This window comes from Amycolatopsis sp. cmx-11-12, from assembly GCF_046269425.1.
Classification (GTDB): domain Bacteria; phylum Actinomycetota; class Actinomycetes; order Mycobacteriales; family Pseudonocardiaceae; genus Amycolatopsis.
In genome coordinates this window covers 140,460-157,496 of sequence record NZ_JADNQM010000015.1, presented here as the reverse complement: position 1 = coordinate 157,496, position 17,037 = coordinate 140,460, and the positions used below count along the sequence as shown (strand labels likewise).

18 protein-coding genes are annotated in these 17,037 nt (G+C 69.8%); 11 read left to right on the top strand and 7 right to left on the bottom strand.

The window, feature by feature from the left end:
* Positions 1-4: 4 nt before the first annotated feature.
* Positions 5-1,633 (bottom strand): L-glutamate gamma-semialdehyde dehydrogenase, encoded by a 1,629-nt coding sequence (gene pruA / locus ACLARN_RS21860; RefSeq protein ID WP_409493296.1) that lies wholly within the window; start codon positions 1,631-1,633, stop codon positions 5-7.
* Between the two features lie 129 nt (positions 1,634-1,762).
* Here pruA and ACLARN_RS21855 point away from each other — a divergent pair, with 129 nt between their 5' ends.
* Complete coding sequence (locus tag ACLARN_RS21855; RefSeq protein WP_409493295.1) at positions 1,763-3,364, top strand: PucR family transcriptional regulator; 1,602 nt, start codon at positions 1,763-1,765, stop codon at positions 3,362-3,364.
* Positions 3,365-3,438: 74 nt separating this feature from the next.
* Here the strand turns inward: ACLARN_RS21855 and ACLARN_RS21850 are convergent, their stop codons facing one another.
* Positions 3,439-4,479, bottom strand: a complete 1,041-nt coding sequence (locus tag ACLARN_RS21850; protein WP_409493294.1) for an LLM class flavin-dependent oxidoreductase — start codon at positions 4,477-4,479, stop codon at positions 3,439-3,441.
* A gap of 7 nt (positions 4,480-4,486) precedes the next feature.
* On the bottom strand, positions 4,487-4,879 hold the full coding sequence (locus tag ACLARN_RS21845; RefSeq protein WP_409493293.1) for a DUF6221 family protein: 393 nt from the start codon (positions 4,877-4,879) through the stop codon (positions 4,487-4,489).
* A 305-nt stretch (positions 4,880-5,184) separates the two neighbouring features.
* Between ACLARN_RS21845 and ACLARN_RS21840 the strand changes: the two genes are divergently transcribed.
* Together ACLARN_RS21840 and ACLARN_RS21835 are read left to right on the top strand one after the other, a co-directional pair.
* Positions 5,185-5,613, top strand: a complete 429-nt coding sequence (locus ACLARN_RS21840; protein WP_409493292.1) for a MarR family winged helix-turn-helix transcriptional regulator — start codon at positions 5,185-5,187, stop codon at positions 5,611-5,613.
* Positions 5,610-6,968: an MFS transporter gene (locus tag ACLARN_RS21835; protein WP_409493291.1), complete on the top strand. Its 1,359-nt coding sequence runs from the start codon at positions 5,610-5,612 to the stop codon at positions 6,966-6,968. The genes ACLARN_RS21840 and ACLARN_RS21835 overlap by 4 nt, the downstream gene beginning before the upstream one ends.
* On the opposite strand, the gene ACLARN_RS21830 is transcribed toward ACLARN_RS21835, so the two are convergent.
* Both ACLARN_RS21830 and ACLARN_RS21825 read right to left on the bottom strand, forming a co-directional pair.
* Positions 6,965-7,984, bottom strand: coding sequence for a DNA polymerase domain-containing protein (locus ACLARN_RS21830; RefSeq protein WP_409493290.1), 1,020 nt, complete (start codon positions 7,982-7,984; stop codon positions 6,965-6,967). The two genes, ACLARN_RS21835 and ACLARN_RS21830, sit on opposite strands and share 4 nt — an antisense overlap.
* Before the next feature lie 19 nt (positions 7,985-8,003).
* Entirely contained in the window at positions 8,004-8,561 is a 558-nt protein-coding gene (locus ACLARN_RS21825; protein WP_409493289.1) for a GNAT family N-acetyltransferase, read from the bottom strand.
* Positions 8,562-8,585: 24 nt separating this feature from the next.
* On the opposite strand from ACLARN_RS21825, the gene ACLARN_RS21820 reads away from it, so the two are divergent.
* The 8 genes from ACLARN_RS21820 to ACLARN_RS21785 all read left to right on the top strand — a co-directional run bounded on the left by ACLARN_RS21820 (position 8,586) and on the right by ACLARN_RS21785 (position 14,968).
* Positions 8,586-9,272 (top strand): TVP38/TMEM64 family protein, encoded by a 687-nt coding sequence (locus tag ACLARN_RS21820; protein ID WP_409493288.1) that lies wholly within the window; start codon positions 8,586-8,588, stop codon positions 9,270-9,272.
* A gap of 181 nt (positions 9,273-9,453) precedes the next feature.
* Positions 9,454-11,061: a protein kinase domain-containing protein gene (locus tag ACLARN_RS21815; RefSeq protein ID WP_409493334.1), complete on the top strand. Its 1,608-nt coding sequence runs from the start codon at positions 9,454-9,456 to the stop codon at positions 11,059-11,061.
* Between the two features lie 73 nt (positions 11,062-11,134).
* Positions 11,135-11,440 (top strand): hypothetical protein, encoded by a 306-nt coding sequence (locus ACLARN_RS21810; RefSeq protein ID WP_061988756.1) that lies wholly within the window; start codon positions 11,135-11,137, stop codon positions 11,438-11,440.
* Positions 11,441-11,459: 19 nt separating this feature from the next.
* Complete coding sequence (msrB, locus tag ACLARN_RS21805) at positions 11,460-11,882, top strand: peptide-methionine (R)-S-oxide reductase MsrB (protein WP_409493287.1); 423 nt, start codon at positions 11,460-11,462, stop codon at positions 11,880-11,882.
* A gap of 75 nt (positions 11,883-11,957) precedes the next feature.
* Positions 11,958-12,764 (top strand): TIGR04222 domain-containing membrane protein, encoded by an 807-nt coding sequence (locus ACLARN_RS21800; protein WP_409493286.1) that lies wholly within the window; start codon positions 11,958-11,960, stop codon positions 12,762-12,764.
* Between the two features lie 113 nt (positions 12,765-12,877).
* Entirely contained in the window at positions 12,878-13,816 is a 939-nt protein-coding gene (locus tag ACLARN_RS21795; RefSeq protein ID WP_409493285.1) for a TIGR04222 domain-containing membrane protein, read from the top strand.
* The gene (locus ACLARN_RS21790) at positions 13,809-14,621 is read left to right on the top strand and encodes a DUF692 domain-containing protein (protein ID WP_409493284.1); all 813 of its coding nucleotides are present in this window, start codon (positions 13,809-13,811) and stop codon (positions 14,619-14,621) included. The genes ACLARN_RS21795 and ACLARN_RS21790 overlap by 8 nt, the downstream gene beginning before the upstream one ends.
* On the top strand, positions 14,618-14,968 hold the full coding sequence (locus ACLARN_RS21785; protein ID WP_409493283.1) for a hypothetical protein: 351 nt from the start codon (positions 14,618-14,620) through the stop codon (positions 14,966-14,968). The genes ACLARN_RS21790 and ACLARN_RS21785 overlap by 4 nt, the downstream gene beginning before the upstream one ends.
* 17 nt (positions 14,969-14,985) lie before the next feature.
* On the opposite strand, the gene ACLARN_RS21780 is transcribed toward ACLARN_RS21785, so the two are convergent.
* Positions 14,986-16,332, bottom strand: a complete 1,347-nt coding sequence (locus ACLARN_RS21780) for a CoA transferase (RefSeq protein WP_409493282.1) — start codon at positions 16,330-16,332, stop codon at positions 14,986-14,988.
* An 8-nt stretch (positions 16,333-16,340) separates the two neighbouring features.
* Complete coding sequence (hemQ, locus tag ACLARN_RS21775; RefSeq protein WP_409493281.1) at positions 16,341-17,033, bottom strand: hydrogen peroxide-dependent heme synthase; 693 nt, start codon at positions 17,031-17,033, stop codon at positions 16,341-16,343.
* Positions 17,034-17,037 lie beyond the last annotated feature (4 nt).

Here is a 17,037-nt window from a genome sequence, read left to right as displayed (position 1 = left end):
GGACTCAGCCCTGGTGGGGGTAACGGACGGAGGTGGGCGGAACGAAGGTCTCCTTGATCGAGCGAGGGCTCGTCCAGCGGAGGAGGTTGAACACCGAACCGGCCTTGTCATTGGTGCCCGACGCGCGGGCGCCGCCGAAGGGCTGCTGGCCGACGACAGCGCCGGTCGGCTTGTCGTTGACGTAGAAGTTGCCGGCGGCGAAGCGCAGTGCCTCGGCCGCCTTCGCGACGGCCGTGCGGTCGTTGGCGATGACGGCACCGGTGAGCGCGTAGTCGGCGGTCTCGTCGACCAGCTTCAGCACCTTGTCGAAGTCGGCGTCGTCATAGACGTGGATCGAGAGGATCGGGCCGAAGTACTCGGTGCGGAAGATCTCGTGCTTCGGGTTGTCCGAAACGAGGATCGTCGGGCGCACGAAATAGCCGACACTGTCATCCGCGGTGCCACCGGCGATGACCTCGACCTCGGCGTCCTCCGCGGCGCTCTTCAGCACGGCGGCGTGCTTGTCGAAGGCGCGGCGATCGATCACGGCACCACCGAAGTTGTCCAGGTCGTTGACGTCGCCGTAGGTGATGGCCTCGGTCTCGGAGACCAGCTCGTCCTTCAGGCTCGCCCACAGCGAACGCGGAACGTAGGCGCGGGACGCGGCCGAGCACTTCTGGCCCTGGTACTCGAACGCGCCGCGGATCAGCGCGGTGCGCAGGATGTCGACGTCGGCCGAGGCGTGCGCGAGCACGAAGTCCTTGCCGCCGGTCTCGCCGACCAGGCGCGGGTACGTCCGGTAGCCGCCGATGTTGGCGCCGACGGTGCCCCACAGGTGCTGGAACGTCGCGGTGGACCCGGTGAAGTGGATCCCGGCCAGGTCGCGGTGGGTCAGGGCGACCTCCGAAACCGGCTTGCCGTGTCCCGGCAGCAGGTTGATCACGCCCGGCGGCATACCGGCCTCTTCGAGCAGGCGCATCAGCATGTGCGCGGCGTAGCTCTGCGACGGCGACGGCTTCCACAGCACGACGTTGCCCATCAGCGCGGGCGCGGTCGGCAGGTTTCCGGCGATCGCGGTGAAGTTGAACGGCGTGATGGCGTACACGAAGCCCTCGAGCGGGCGGTGCTCCATCCGGTTCCAGATACCGGGCGAGCTGACCGGCTGCTCGGCGAGGATCTGACGGCCGAAGGCGACGTTGAACCGCCAGAAGTCGATCAGCTCGCAGGCGGAGTCGATCTCGGCCTGGAAGGCGGTCTTCGACTGGCCGAGCATGGTGGCGGCGTTCAGCCGGGCACGCCACGGACCCGCCAGCAGGTCGGCGGCACGCAGGATGATCGCGGCGCGGTCGTCGTAGGACAGCGCGCGCCAGCCGGGGGCGGCGGCCTTCGCGGCGGCGATCGCGTCGTGGGTGTCCTGCTCGGTCGCGCTGTGGATGACACCCAGCACGGCCTTGTGGTTGTGCGGCTGGACGACCTCGATCTTCTCGCCGCCGCCCTCGCGCTGCTCACCACCGATCGTCACGGTGATGTCGATGGGGTCGGCGCCGCCCAGCGACTTGAGCGCGCCCTCGAGTTCAGCGCGCTCGGCACTGCCCGGTGCGTAGTTCAGCACCGGCTCGTTCTTCGGGGCGGGGGTCTGGGTCACGGCGTCCACTGACTGCTCCTGACTTCACTTCGCCGGTTAGAGGTCTCACCCCGAACGGTAGACCGGACGACTCCGCCGCGGCTTGTTCGACTGGCTAGAATCAGGGTGACCATCTTGTCCGATCGGCTTAATTCGGTGATGACAGCGATTACAGCGACTACGGAACCGACAACTGGCGCGTCGCTGCGGCATGTCCTCGCCACGCTCGGGGAACCGCTGGTCAGGGTGCTCGCGGCACCGAGCGGGCTCGGGATCGAGGTGGCGGATGTCGTCATCCACGATCCGGAGGATCCGCCCGACGCCCATCCGGGTGATCTCGTCCTGGTGATCGGGGCCCGCGGCCGGGCCGCCGCGAGCGCGATCCGGGCGGCGGGACGGTCGGGCGCGGCCGCCGTGGCGGTCAAGAACGGCTCGTCGGTCGTGAACGTCGCCACCGACTCCGGCATCGCGCTGATCGAAGTCGGCCACGAGGCGCGCTGGGAGCAGGTCGAGGCGCTGGCCAGGGGTGTCGTGGACGCGGCCCGCGCCGGCGGCGAGGCCGACAGCGGCGAGGTGCTGGGCGACCTGTTCTCGCTCGCGCAGACCATCGCGACGCTCACCGGCGGCCTGGTCAGCATCGAGGACACCGCGAGCCGCGTGCTGGCCTATTCGCGGGCGGGTGACGAGGTGGACGAACTGCGCCGCCTGTCGATCCTCGGCCGCGAAGGCCCGGAGCGATACCTCGCGATGCTGCGCGAATGGGGTGTCTACCAGCGGCTTCGCGCCGGGGAAGGCATCGTCCGCATCGACGAGCGGCCCGATCTCGGCATCCGGCGCCGCATCGCGGCCGGGATCCACGCCGGATCACAGCCGCTGGGCACGATCTGGGTACAGGAGGGCGCGCATCCGCTCACCGAAAGCGCGGAAATCGCGTTGCTCGGCGCGAGCCGGGCGCTCGCGCCCCAGCTGATCCGGCACCGGACCCTGCCGAGCCCGGAACTCCGGCTGCGGGAGGACCTGCTGGCGGGGTTGCTCGACGGCCGCCTCGAAGTCGAGTCCGTCGCCGACGACATCGGTGCGGATCCCGGGAAACCGGCCGTGGTGCTGGGGTTCTCGCTCCCCCGTGACCGGGCGGCGACCGACCGGCAACTGCGGCGAGCCGAACTCGTGCACCTGATCACCGTGCACACCGCCGCGTACCGGCGGAGCGCGCTGGTGAGCGTGATCGGCGGCCGGGTCTACGCGCTCCTGCCGGATCTGCCCGAGCACGCCGAGACGCGGATCCTGGCGCTGGCCAAGGAAATCGTCGGCACCGCGCAACGACATCTCGACGTCCGGGTGCGTGCCGCACTGGGCGGTGTCGTCCCGCGACTCTCCGACGCGGCGGCCTCGCGTGGCGACGCGGACCGTGTACTGGCGACGATGGCGCGCGGGCACGGCACCGCGGACGTCGCCTCACTGGCCGACGTCCGCGCCGAGGTCCTGCTGTCCGAGGTACTCGCTTTCCTCGGCGACCAACCGAGAATCCGCGATCCTCGTTTGATCGAACTGGTCACGCACGACGCCGAGCACGGCGGCATCCTGGTGCCCGCCGTACTCGCCTACCTCGACGCGTTCGGCGATGTCCGGCGCGCGGCGCGCGAGCTGAACATCCACCCGAACACGGTACGGTACCGGGTACGGCGTGCCTCCGAGGTTTCCGGGATCGACCTTGACGACCCCGCGCAGCGCATCCTCACCCAGCTTCTCTTGCGCCTCTAAGCCGCAATTAGTCCTCTAGTTGCGGTTGTACGCGTCACGAACTACCGCAACTAGAGGACTAAACGCGAGGGGTGTCACGACGCCGCGGCAAGTCTCCGCAACCCCGCCACTTCGGCGAGGGCCCGGTAGGAATCCAACCGCTCGGCCTGGTCGAAGGTGCTGGTGGTCACCAAGATCTCGTCGGCGCCGGTCTTGGCGACGAGACCGGCCAGCCGGTCGCCGACCTCGTCCGGAGTGCCGGCGATCTGACCGTCGAGCGCCCGGTCCAGTCTCTCCCGGTCCCGTTCGGACAGTGACCCCGTGAGGATCTCCTCCACCGGCGACAGCGGCGGGAAAACCCCGTGCGTGCGCGAATAGACGGTCGACCACGCTTCGGGGATCAGCAGTCGTCGCGCGGCTTCGGCCGTCTCCGCGACCGCGATCGCCGTGGACACCACGACATACGGCCGCGAAGCCTGCGCGGAAGGACGGAAGCCGGAGCGGTAGCCCTCGATGGCTTCGAGCAGCGGCCCCTCACCCCGGACCGGCGCGATCACCAGTGGCAACCCCAGTTCCGCGGCCAGCCGCGCCCCGGCACCGGTGGCCAGCAGGAACGCGGGCACGTGCAGCCCTTCCGCCGGAATGGCGTGCACGCCCGGATACGCCGTTTGGTCACCCGTGAGAAAGCCCAGCAGTTCCCGGACCTGGTCGCCGAAGCGGTCGGCGTCGTCCTTCTCGTGCCCGAGCGCTTGGCGGACCCCGCCGGTGAACCCGACCGACCGGCCCAGTCCCATGTCGATCCGGCCGGGGAACAACGATTCGAGGACGCCGAACTGTTCCGAGACCACCAGCGGCCGGTGGTTCGGCAGCATCACGCCGCCGGTGCCGACGCGGATCCGCTCGGTCGCCGAGGCGACCGCGGCCGCCAGCACCGTGGGCGCCGAACCGGCGACGCCGGGCACGCTGTGATGCTCGGAGACCCAGAACCGGTGATAGCCCAGCGCTTCGATGTCCCGGGCGAAGGCGACCGTGTCCCGCAACGCGCGGGGCGCGTCGCCACCGCGGCGGGTCGGGGACCGGTCCAGTACCGAAAGCGTGATCACCCTCGGATCAACGCGCCCGGACCCGGCGGGCATTCCCCGCTCAGGGGCGCCAGCGCTCGCTGTAGTCCGGGTGGTCGGCGTGGGGCAGGGCGAGCAGCCGCAAGGTCAGGCACCAGTTCGTCCCGGCCTCGTCGGCGGGCACGTTGCACGTCTCGCACCAGTACTCGTTGCCGTACAGGGGGAATCCCGGGACCTTCTCCGACACCGTGGTGCGGTGCGCCTGCAGGAGCCGCCGGGTCGCCTCGATCTCGTTGATCATCAGATTGACCACGTCGAGTTCGATGTCGTTCAGCGACCGGATCTTCTTTTCGATGACGACCTTGGTCTCACCACGATTGAGCGATTCGCTGATCTCGGTTTTCTTGACCGCCTGCATGATCAACGCCTGACGCTGTCCGACACGCGCGGCGAGAAAGGCGATCAGGTCGTCCACAGGCACTCCTTCGTCTCCCCCAGCGTAAGCGTTCGACGGGGAATGTCGCTGGCAGGAGACCTGCCGTTACGACTGGGCCGCACGCGTCACACAGTCTCGTATCGGTTCGCCGCGCGGCGGTGACAGGTTTCTGGATCGACACGAAAGCGCAATCACTCCGCGAGCAAACCGAAGAAGAAACGGATGACAAGTACGAATTGGTCACCGATACCGCACGAGTCGTCACGAAATGCGTTCCCCGTTCGCGGTCGGTAGATACGCAGTCATAATTGCGCAGTTTCAGCTGCGCAAGTTAGCCTGCGGATATGGACACGACCGCCGCACGCGCGGCCCACGACATCCGCGTGGCCTTCAGCAGGCTCCGGCGCCGCCTGCGGGAGAACTACGGCCGCGGTGACCTCACGCCGTCCCAGACGTCCGTGCTCAGCAGTCTCGACAAAGACGGCGAAGCGTCGGTCAGCGACCTGGCGGCCCTCGAAGGCATCCGTCACCAGTCGGTGGCCACCACCGTCGGCGTCCTGGTGGAGCGGGGGCTGGCCGCCCGTCGCCAGGACCCCGAGGACGGACGGCGTCAACTGGTCTTCGTCACCGACGACGGCCATGCCTTCCTCGAAGAGCGCCGTCGCGCCGGGGAAGGCTGGCTCGCCCAGGTCCTGGAGGCGCGGTGCACCGAAGCGGAGCGCCGCACGCTGATCGAAGCGGCGGCCGTGCTGGAACGGGTCGTGCGGCGATGAGCGCGGGCTTCGACCGGCGGCTCCTGCCCCCGATGATGCTGGGCGCGGCCCTCAACCCGGTCAACTCGTCGATCATCTCCGTGTCCCTGGTGCCGATCGGAGTGGCCTTCGGCGCCCCGCCCGCCGAGACGGCGTGGCTGATCTCCGCGCTGTACCTGGCCACCGCGATCGGCCAGCCCGTCGTGGGACGGCTCATCGACCTCTTCGGTCCTCGCCGCCTGTTCCTGGCGGGCACGGCGCTGACCGGGATCGCCGGGATCATCGGCATGCTCTCCCCCGGCTTCGGCGTGCTCGTCACCTCGCGGGTGCTCCTCGGTTTCGGCACGTGCGCCGGCTATCCGGCGGCGATGTACCTCATCCGCGGCGAGGCCGAGCGCACCGGGAAGGACAGCCCCGCCGGTGTCCTCACCGCGCTCGCCGTCACCACGCAGACCATCGCCGTCATCGGGCCCAGCCTCGGCGGACTGCTGATCGGTGTCGGCGGCTGGCGCGCGACACTCGCGATCAACATCCCGCTCGCCCTGGCGGGCCTGTACCTCGGGATCCGCCGCCTCCCCGCGACACCCGTCCCCCGCCGCGACGTCCGCCATCTGGTGCGCGAACTGGACCTGCCCGGCATGGGCCTGTTCGCCGCCGCCCTCGTCTGCCTGCTGCTGTTCCTGATGAACCCGCGCGGCGCGGACTGGTGGCTACTCGCCGTGACCGTCGTGGCGGGCGCCGGGTTCACCTGGCGCGAACTGCGGACACGGCAGCCGTTCATCGACGTCCGCCTGCTCGGCGGCAATCTGCCGCTGCTGGCCACCTACGGCCGGGCTCTCCTCAGCTTCGTCGTCAGCTACGCCTTCCTCTACGGCTACACGCAGTGGATGGAGCAGGGACACGGGCTGTCCGCCTCCGAAGCCGGGCTGGTGCTGTTGCCGCTGTTCGGCATCGCGATCGTCGCCTCCACCATCACCGGACGCCGTCAAGCCGTCCGCGGCAAGCTCCTGGCCGGCTCGCTCGGCCAGATCGCCGCCTGTGCCCTGCTGCTGTTCCTGACCCCCGACAGCCCGGTGTGGATGCTGCTGGCCGTCGTGATCGTCCTCGGGGTCCCGCAGGGGTTGAACAACCTCGCGCTGCAGAATTCCGTGTACCACCAGGCCCACGCCGAACGCATCGGCTCGTCGGCCGGGCTGCTGCGCACCTTCGGCTACCTCGGCGCCATCGTCGCCTCCGCCGCCAGCGGAGCGTTCTTCGGTCAGCGCGCCGACAGCGGCGGACTGCACCACCTGGCCGTGTTCATGCTCATCGCCGGCGTGCTGTTCCTCGCGCTGACCGTCGCCGACCGCTCGCTGGGCCGGATCGGGCGGGCTTAGGTGTCGTCACGCGCCTTGCTGGGCTGGACCCGCTTCGGTTCACCCGGCATCTTGGGATAGTCCGGCGGATACGGCATCTCGCCGAGGCCGTGGTCGCGCTCGTCCCGCGCGTACCACTCCAGCAGCGTCTCGATGCCGAACGCCTGCTCGTCCATCGGCGCGTGGAGGTCACCGCGCTCGGCGTAGAAGGCGCCGGCGGTGAGGACGTCGAAGTCGTCCGGGTCGACCTCGGTCAGCAGGTCCCAGGTGAGCGGGGTCGACACGGTGGCACGCGGGGTGCCGCGGACCGACCACGCCGAGGCCACCGTGCGGTCGCGCGCGGCCTGGTTGTAGTCGATGAAGACCCGGCCGCCGCGTTCTTCCTTCCACCACGCGATGGTCGCCTTCTCGGGGATCCGGCGCTCGACCTCGCGCCCCAGCGCGATCACCGCGTGCCGGACGTCGATGAAGTCCCATTCGGGCCGGATCCGCACCAGGACGTGCACGCCGCGGCCGCCCGACGTCTTCGGGTAGCCGACGAGACCGGCCGAGTCGAGCACCTCGCGCACCACGCCGGCGACCTCGACCGCGTCGCTGAACCCCGCCTCGTCCGGCGGGTCGACGTCGATGCGGAGTTCGTCGGGGTGGTCGACGTCGGGACGCCGCACCGGCCACGGGTGGAAGTCGAAGGTGCCCAGATTCGCCGCCCAGGCGAACACGGCGACCTCGGTCGGGCAGACCTCCTCGGCGGTCCGGCCCGACGGGAAGGTGATCTTCGCGGTCTCCACCCACTCCGGGGCGCCCTTCGGCACGCGCTTGGCGTAGAACCACTCGCCCTCGACGCCGTCGACGTAGCGCTTCAGCGTCGTGGGCCGCTCCCCGACCGCGCGCAGCAACGGCTCGCCGACCGCGACGTAGTGCTCCACGACCTGGCGCTTCGTGATCCCGCGGGCCGGGAAGTACACCTTGTCCGGGCTGGACACCCGGACCTTGCGCTCGCCTACCTCGACCTCGATCGGCTCACCGTTCTTGGGCATGCGCACACCGTATCGCCGATCAGGGCCGGGGATCGGTCCCCAGCACGGACATCGTGACGACGTCATGCCACTCGCCGTCCCACCACAGCGCTTCCCGCTGGAGCCCCTCACGGACGAACCCGGCCTTCTCGTAGGCGCGCTGGGCCCGCGGGTTGTAGTCGAACACCTCGAGCGAGACGCGGTGCAGGCCGACGACGTCGAACGCATAGCCCAGCAGCAGCCTGGTCGCCTCGGTGCCGTAGCCCTTGCCGTAGAACTCCGGACCGTTCAACGCGATGCGGAACGCCGCGGAGCGGTTGTCCTTGTCGACGTCGGTGAGCGCCAGATCGCCGACGTGCGCGCGATCGTCCTTGCGCACGATCGCGTAATCCGCGCGATCGTCCAAGCCCGGCCGTCCGGCTAGCCAGGTCCGGACCTGTTCGGGGGTGAACTCGGTGTGCGTGCCGGTCAGCCTGCGGCTTTCCGGTTCCCGCAGCGCCTCCCAGCCGGTCTCGAAGTATGACTCGTCGAGCTGGGTGAGCACGACGTTCTCGCCGGTGAGTTCGGGCTGCGTCCGCAGCGCCTCGGTGTCGATCACAGCGAATACCGTACGGTTGACGCAGTGTCCGGCCGTACCAAATTAATTCTCGCGCTCACCGTGCTCGCCCTCTTCGTGACGGCCGCGGTGCTCCTGCCGATCCCGAGCCCTGCCGGGCTGCGGGCCTGGGCGGCGGGACTCGGTCCGGCGACGCCGCTGGTGTTCTTCCTGGTCTATTCGGTACTGACGGTGGCACCGATCCCGCGCACCGTGCTCAACCTGGCGGGCGGACTTTTGCTCGGTGCCACGACGGGCATCGTCGTCGGCATCTTGGCGACCACGGTCGCCTCCGGGCTCTCGTTCACCCTTTCGCGGGCGCTCGGCCGCGACCTCGTCACCCGTCATCTGCACCGGGCCAAGGTCCGCGCGGTCAACGACCGGCTTTCCGACGGCGGGATTCTGGCGATCACCTCCTTACGGCTGATCCCGATGGTGCCGTTCGCTCCGTTCAGTTACCTGTGCGGAGTGTCATCGGTCCGTTTCGTTCCGTATCTGATCGGGACCGCGCTCGGCAGCCTGCCGGGGACGGTCGCGGTCGTCGTCCTCGGCGACGCGCTGACCGGGGAAACACCGCCCGCCCTGCTGATCTGTTACGCCGTGTTCGCCGCCGCGGGGGCCATCGGGCTGATCAAGGTCTTCCGGCGGAAGGCCGTTCCGGTGGCCGAACCGGTCGCCGAGGAAGAAACGCCCGCCTCCGCACCGGCGAGCTGACGGGGATCCGAAACCGCCGCCCGCTACACTCGATCGGGTGCGCGGGACCATCACGACGGCGTAACGCCACCATCACCCCGGAATGTGCTAGTCAAAGAATGTGTCAGGAGCAGTCGCCATCGACACCGGTCAGCTGATCGCTGGGCACTACCGCCTGGTCGAGCAAATTGGTAGCGGTGCCATGGGGGTGGTCTGGCGTGCCATCGATGTCCGCCTCGAGCGCTCGGTGGCGGTCAAGCAGATCCTCCCGCAACCAGGTGTCTCCGAGGCCGAACGCGACAACATGCGCCAGCGCGCCATGCGCGAGGCGAAGAACGCGGCCCGGTTCCAGCATCCGAACGCGATCGTGGTGTTCGACATCGCCGAGCACGGCGGCGATCCCTGCCTGGTGATGGAGTACCTGAACGGCCCGAGCCTCTCGGCGATCATCTCCGATGAGGGCACGCTGCCGCTGGGGCGCGTCGCGAAGATCGGCGAGCAGGTCGCGTCGGCGCTGGTCGCCGCGCACCGCGCCGGGATCGTGCACCGCGACGTCAAACCAGGGAACATCCTGATCGACGAGTCCGGCACCGCGAAGATCACCGACTTCGGCATCTCGCGTGCGGCGGGCGACATGACGCTCACCCAGACCGGCCTGATCGGCGGCACCCCGGCCTACCTCGCGCCCGAACTGGCGCGGGGCTCGGACCCGGTGCCCAGCTCCGACGTCTTCGCGCTCGGCGCGACGCTCTACCAGGCGATCGAGGGCCAGACGCCGTACGGGAACAGCTCCAACCAGCTCGCGCTGCTGTACGCGGCCGCGAACGGGCAGATCAACCCGCCGCAGCAGGCGGGCGCCGCGACGGCGCTGCTGATGAGCCTCCTGCGCACCGAACCGACCGAGCGCCCGACCATGGCCGAGGCCCGGGAACGGCTCGCCGCACTGGCGGCGAACGAATCCAGCGCGGGCACGGCGGCCTCGCCGCGGCTCTTCGGAGCGGGCGGCAGACAGCCCGCCGTGCCCGACACCCCTGGGCACGGCATTCCCGGCGGGGACCGGCCACCGTGGCAGCGGACCGAGAAACCCGCCCAGTCCGCCGCGACCCCTCCCCTGTCTCCGCCCGCCAAGCAGCACACGCCGACCGCCGCGTTCATGCCGATGCGCTCGCAGGCGGCCCCGCCGAACACCCCACCGCGCCCGGTCGCCGCGATGAGCCCGCCGCCGTCCGCGGCCGCCCCGATGCGACCGTCGTCGGCGAAGCCCTCGGACGGCAAGCGCAAGGCCGTCCTGTTCGCGGGCGCCGGCGCCGCGGTCGTGGTGATCGCCGTGATCGTGTTCCTGGTGCTGAACTCCGGCAACGGCGGCACCGGTGGCCAGAGCGGCGACAACGCCGGAGCGAACCCACTGCCCGGCACCTCGGCGCCCAAGTCGAGTTCCCCGTCTTCGTCACGTCCCGCGCCCGCAGGCTTGGGGAAGACCCCGAGCGAGAAGGTCACGAACTTCTCCGGCGTCGGTCAGTTCGTCCTCGGCTTCTTCGACACCGGCAAGATCGGGACGTCCGAAAGCTGGAACAAGCTCACCGACGCCGCGAAAGCCGTGTACGGCTCAGAGCAGGCTTTCGCCGACTACTGGACCGCGCATAAGGTCACTGGCTCCAGGCAGGCGCACGCAGACAGCGGCGGCGGGAACCCCGACGGTTCGATCGACATGAACGTGACGGTCAACGACGGCCCTCGCCCTGCACTGCGCGTCGTCCAGGTGGGCGGGACGTACTTAATCGACGCTGACACGCGAGTACTCGGCAACTGACGCAACGTGGCTGTGGTGAGACCCGCCTCGCCGGTGGTAGGCCAATCGCCGCTCGTGGCTTACTGTTGCTGGTATGGCCGATAGCGGACCTTTCGGACCTGGCCAGAATCCTCGTTTCCGCGAGGACCTGGTAGGTCTCGACCCGTACGACCCCGAAGCTCGCGCCTTCGCCGAGCATCTGGACCGCATCGAACGCTGCGGCCCGAACTTCACCGTGGAAGCCTGCCTCGACGGTGTCTCCGATTTCGCCGACTCCAGCAACCGTCTCGGCGGTCTGCGCTGGTGGATTTCGGCACTGGTCGTGATCCTCATCGTGCTCGGCGTGATGGTCACCGCATGGGACATCATCGGCCGGGCCATCGCGTGGCTCGCGGGGTAACGTGGAACCGGTGAAAGGCATGAAACCCGTTGTCGGAGCCACGCCGCGCGTGGTCAAGTCCGAGCAGGAATGGCGGGAACAGCTCAGCCCCGACGAGTACGCCGTGCTCCGCAAGGCGGGTACCGAGCGCCCCTTCACCGGGGAGTACACCGACGCGACGACCACCGGTGTCTACCAGTGCCGCGCCTGTGGCGCCGAGCTGTTCCGCAGCGACACGAAGTTCGAGAGCCACTGCGGCTGGCCGTCGTTCTACGACCCGGCCGATACCGACGCCGTCCTCCTCCGTGAGGACACCGCCATGGGGATGCGCCGGATCGAGGTGCTGTGCAAGTCGTGCCACAGCCACCTCGGGCACGTCTTCGAAGGCGAGGGATACGCCACGCCGACGGATCAGCGGTACTGCATCAACTCGATCTCGCTGACGCTCGTTCCCGAGTCGTAACCAACCGAAGCGAACCACCGCCCTCTCCGACGCGTTCTCGATGAACAGGAAGCGTCGGGGAGGGCGGTGTCTATTATGAACGACCCCTGGGGCATCTCGGGACCGGATTTCGCTTGGCTGTACGCATTGGCCATCGCGCTCCCCTTCGCCATCGCGGGGCTTCACACCCTCTGGCTCCGGCGCGGCTTCCACGACGGCGGCAGGCTGCCGAACGTGCAGCATGTGGCGGCCTTGGCGGGCGGCACCTCGCGAGTCACCGAAACGGTGGTCGCCGCGATGCTCGAACGCGAACAGGCCCGGCTCGGCGGTTCGGGCAGGCTCTACCGCACCCCGCTGGTCCCGGTCGATCCGCTGGGGCTGGAACTCGCCGGTGCGCTCTCCGTGATACCCGACTACTGGCTGCGGGCGTGGATGAGCCGTGGGCCCGCGATGCGGGCGTTGTGGGCCGACTTGGGCCGCCGCGGCCTGGTCGTCGCGGAAGGACGACGACGGCTCACGTGGCGGATCACCGCCGCCGTCTACGCCGTTCTTCTGGGGATCGGGACGGTCCGGTGGATCGCCGGCGTCGGCACCTGGGTCTTGATCGCGCTTCTCGTCGTCGCACTGGCCCTGCTGATCGTCACCCTCCGGTTCGGCCGGACCGACTACGAGGGCAGGACGACCGCCGCGGGCCGTGAGGTGCTGGCCGAGGCGGAGACGGATCAAAGCCTCGTTTCGGGTGCGGCGGGCGCGGTGGCCATCGGCGGCTTCGCCGCGTATCCCGATCGCGAAATCGCCCGCATCCTGAGCCGCTACAGCGGGCGACCGGGCAAGGACACTCGCACCTTCGCCTGGGGCGACGGGACGGGCTCCGAGTCCTATGGGAGTGCCGGCACTTTCTGACGGCTCAACTGCCGTCACGAAAGTCCACTCAGGCTGTTCGAATCACGGAACCACGACCGGACGGAAAAGCGTCCGACTACGGTAAGTGCACCTGCTCGTGAAAGGCCCGTGCGATGGAAGACACCTGGGGCATCCCCGGACCCACGTTCCTGGCGATCTATGGCGCACTGCTGGTGTTCCCGCTGGTCGTCGGTCTCTTGTGGACGATCGCGGTCAAGCTGGGCCGCACGACGCCGCGCGCCGCCGTGAGCGGACCGGAGCCGACGGTGTACGAGCTCGCCTATCTCGCCGGCGGCCCGGACCGGGTGGTCGACACGGCCATCGCGGCACTGGTCAACCGCGGGACGTTGCGGGTCAGCAGCTTGAGGAAGCTCCAGCTGGCGGGTCCGGAGCCCGCCGACCCGATCGAAAAGGCCGTCGCCAAGGCCGCCCGGCCGGGCCACAACTCCACGACCCGCGGCATCCGCGACCGCCTGCGGATGTCGGGGCCGATGCAGGCACTCGCCAAGGATCTGGAGGCGCGGGGCCTGGTCGTCGTCGACAAGACGCCGCAGATCCGCCAGGTCGTGTTCAGCATCTACCTGGGCGCGCTGATCCTCGGTGTGGTGCGCCTGATCGCCGGGATCGCCAGTGACCACCCGGTCGGTTTCCTGATCTTCCTGGTGATCGTCGCCGGGATCGCGACCCTCCTCGCCCGTGCCGCCAGGAACAAGCGGGTCGGCCCTCGCCCGACCAGCGAGGGGGACCGCGTCCTCCACCGGGCCAGGTCCCTCCACGGACGGGAACGCAAACGCGGTATCGCCCACGATCCGTCGATGGGCGGCGCGGCCGGTGGCGCTCTCCTGGGCGGTGCCGCCGTGGCGGTCGCGTTCGGCGGCCTCGCCTTGTACCCGGACGAAGAGCTGAGCGCCGCGCTGATCCCGCCGCCCCTCTCGGGTGGCTTCGGCGGCGGCGGTTCGTCCGGCGGCGGCTCCACGTGCAGTAGCGGCGGCGGAAGCTCGTGCAGCAGCGGCGGCGGGAGTTCCTGCGGTGGCGGGGGTTGCGGTGGCTGACGGGCCGGGCAGGCTCGGGATCGGCATCGGGTGGCGGCACGAACTGGACCTGTCGATCGCGCGGCTGCCCGGCGTCGACTGGGTCGAGGTCGTCGCCGAGAACCTGCACGCCGGACATCTCCCCGAGACACTGGTCGCCTTGCGGGACAAGGGGATCCCGGTGTTGCCGCACGCGGTCTCGCTGTCGCTGGGCGGGGCCGAACCGCTGGACACGGCGCGCGTCGAGCACCTCGCGGAGATCACCCGCGAACTCGGCGCGCCGATGGCCAGTGACCACGTGTGCTTCGTGCGCGCGGGTGGACTGGACTCGGGTCACCTGATGCCGCTCCCCCGCACCCGGGAAGCGCTCGATGTCCTGGTGGACAACGTCAAACTGACCCAGTCCATCGTGGCCGCGCCGTTCGCGGTGGAGAACATCGCGGCGGTGCTGGAATGGCCGGACGCGGAGTTCTCCGAGTCGGAGTTCCTGCGGGAGCTGACCGACCGGACCGGCTGCCTGCTGATCATCGACGTCGCCAACCTGTACGCCAACGCCCGCAACCTCGGCACCGATCCCGAACGGTTCCTCGACGAGATCCCGTGGGAACGGCTGGCGTACGCGCATATGGCGGGCGGCGTCGAACGCGACGGCGTCTACCACGACACGCACGCCCATCCGGTCGTCCCGGAGGTGCTGGACCTGCTTAAAGAGCTTCGGAAACGTACAGGACCGCCTGGCGTGCTGCTGGAACGCGACGACGACTACCCGCCCGACAGCGAACTGGCGGCCGAACTGGCCGCGCTGCGGGAAGCGGTCACGCCGTGACTTCGCCCCGGGAGCGGCTCGCCGGACAGCAGGCCGAGCTACTCAAGGCGCTCCTCGCCGGAGGCGACGCCCCGGCCGGCTTCGACGCGGACAGGCTCCGCATCGAGGCGAACGTGCTGCGCACCAAGCAGAGCAGGCTCGCCGCCTTCCTGCGGCCGGACCTCGCGGAAGCGCTCGGCGACCGGTTCGCCGCCCTGTTCCGCGAGTATTCGACGAGCCACCCGAAGACCGACACGATCCGCGCGCGGGCCTACGCGGACGAGTTCGGCATCTGGCTCGTCGAACGCGGCGCGGTCCCGAAACCCCGGCGCCGGTTCACGACCTGGCTACGCCAACGCCGCAATTAGTCACCTACTTGCGGCGGTCACCAGACCGGTCGGTCGCTTCCCGCCACGTGCGTTCCTTCCGTCCACTGTGGATTCGCGCCCGGCAGAACGCCCGCCATCTTGACCCGGGTCAGCCGCCCCAGCGGACTGTCGACGTCCTCCAGGAACTCGGCGGCGTCGAACTCGGTCACGCCGGGTTCCTTGCGTCCCAAGGAATTCAGCCACTCCCCGGTTCCGGCGAGCGAGGTACGGACGTGCTGGCTGCCGCCCTCGGTGGCCGCCCGGCGGAGGGCGGTCATGATCGCCGCCGCGGTGAGCCAGCCGGTCGCGTGGTCGAGCGCCTGCGCCGGCAGCGGTCCCGGGCCGTCGATCCCGGCGGTCTTGCCGCCTTCGTCGGCGATCCCCGACGCCATCTGCACCAAGCTGTCGAAGCCACGCCTGCGCGCCCACGGCCCTTCCCAGCCATAGGCGGACAGGTCCGCGACCACGATCCCCGGCCGGAGTTCGGCCATCGCCTCCGGTGAGAAACCCTTGGCCACCAGCGATCCCGGCCGAAAGCCTTGCAGTACGACGTCGGCGCGGGCGATCAGCTTGCGCAGCCGCGAACGTCCGGCTTCGGTCTCCAGGTCGACGTACGCCGAGAGTTTGCCCATCCCGGTGTCGACGGCCAGCGGCGGCACGGTCGGCAACCGGTCCGACCCGATGTGCATGACGGTGGCACCGTGCGCGGCGAGCACCCGGCCCGCGACGGGCCCGGCGATGACGTGGGTCAGGTCCAGGATCCGCACGCCGCCCAGCGGCCGATCGGACTCGAACAGCCGCACCGGCTCCGACGTCCCGAGTGACCGGATCTCGGCGACCGGCAACGCCGACGACGCCTGTCCTTGCTTGTGCGCCAGCCATTCCTCGCGGGTGCGCAGCACGGCCGCGGCACCGCCGGCGCCGATCACCGCCGACTCGACCTCGAACTTCGACTTGGCCGCGACGACCTTCTCGAACGCCTCGCGGGTCGCCGGTACGCCGAGGCCCCAGCACACGGCGGAGACGTGACGCGGGTAGTTGCAGTGCAGCCGCACCCAGCCGTCGTTCGCGCGGTAGTCGCCGGACAGCGGCGCGCTGAACGGCACCGGCTCCCCGTCGACACGGATGTACTGCTCGCTGTGGAACGACGTCGCGGCGTGCCGGGTGTCGACCGAGACCCGGCCGGGCTCGATCCCCCGCAGTCGCAACAGTTCCCCGGCCGCGAGTGTCGCCGCGGCGATGCTGGTCGTCGCCGCTTCCTCGACCCGGAAGGTGCCGGGCAGCACGGATTCGGGGCCGGTGACCTCGACGGCGTCTTCGGCGAGCGTGTCGCCGGTGAGCGTGGTCCAGACGCGTGCGTCCACTGCGTTCACTAGGGCAGCAGGGTGATCAGCTCGGCGGGTTCCACCTTGGTCCCGGTGTAGAACGGGATCTCCTCGCGCACGTGGAGACGCGCCTCGGTGCCGCGCAGGTGGCGCATCAGGTCGACGATGCGGTGCAGTTCGTCGGCCTCGAAGGCCAGGATCCACTCGTAGTCGCCCAGCGCGAACGACGCGACCGTGTTGGCGCGGACGTCCGGGTAGTCGCGGGCCTCCTTGCCGTGGTCGGCGAGCATCTTGCGGCGCTCGTCGTCCGGCAGCAGGTACCACTCATAGGAGCGCACGAACGGATAGACGCAGATGAACTTGCGGGCCTCTTCACCGGCGAGGAACGCCGGGATGTGGCTCTTGTTGAACTCCGCCGGGCGGTGCAGCGCGACCTGGCTCCACACCGGCACCGAGGCGCGGCCGAGCGGCGTGTGCCGGAAACCGCTGTAGGCCGCCTGGACCTGCTCGATCTCCTCGGCGTGCCACCAGACCATGTAGTCGGCGTCGGCGCGCAGCCCGGAGAGGTCGTAGAGGCCGCGGACGACGACGCCCTTGCCCTCCAGCGCGTCGAGGTACTCGGTGGTCTCCGCGGTCGCCCGTGCGCGATCGTCACCGAGCTTGCCCTGCTCGGCCCGGAAGACCGACCAGGCGGTGTAGCGGATGGTGTCATTGAGCTCGTTGTAGTTCAGCCGCGCCATACCG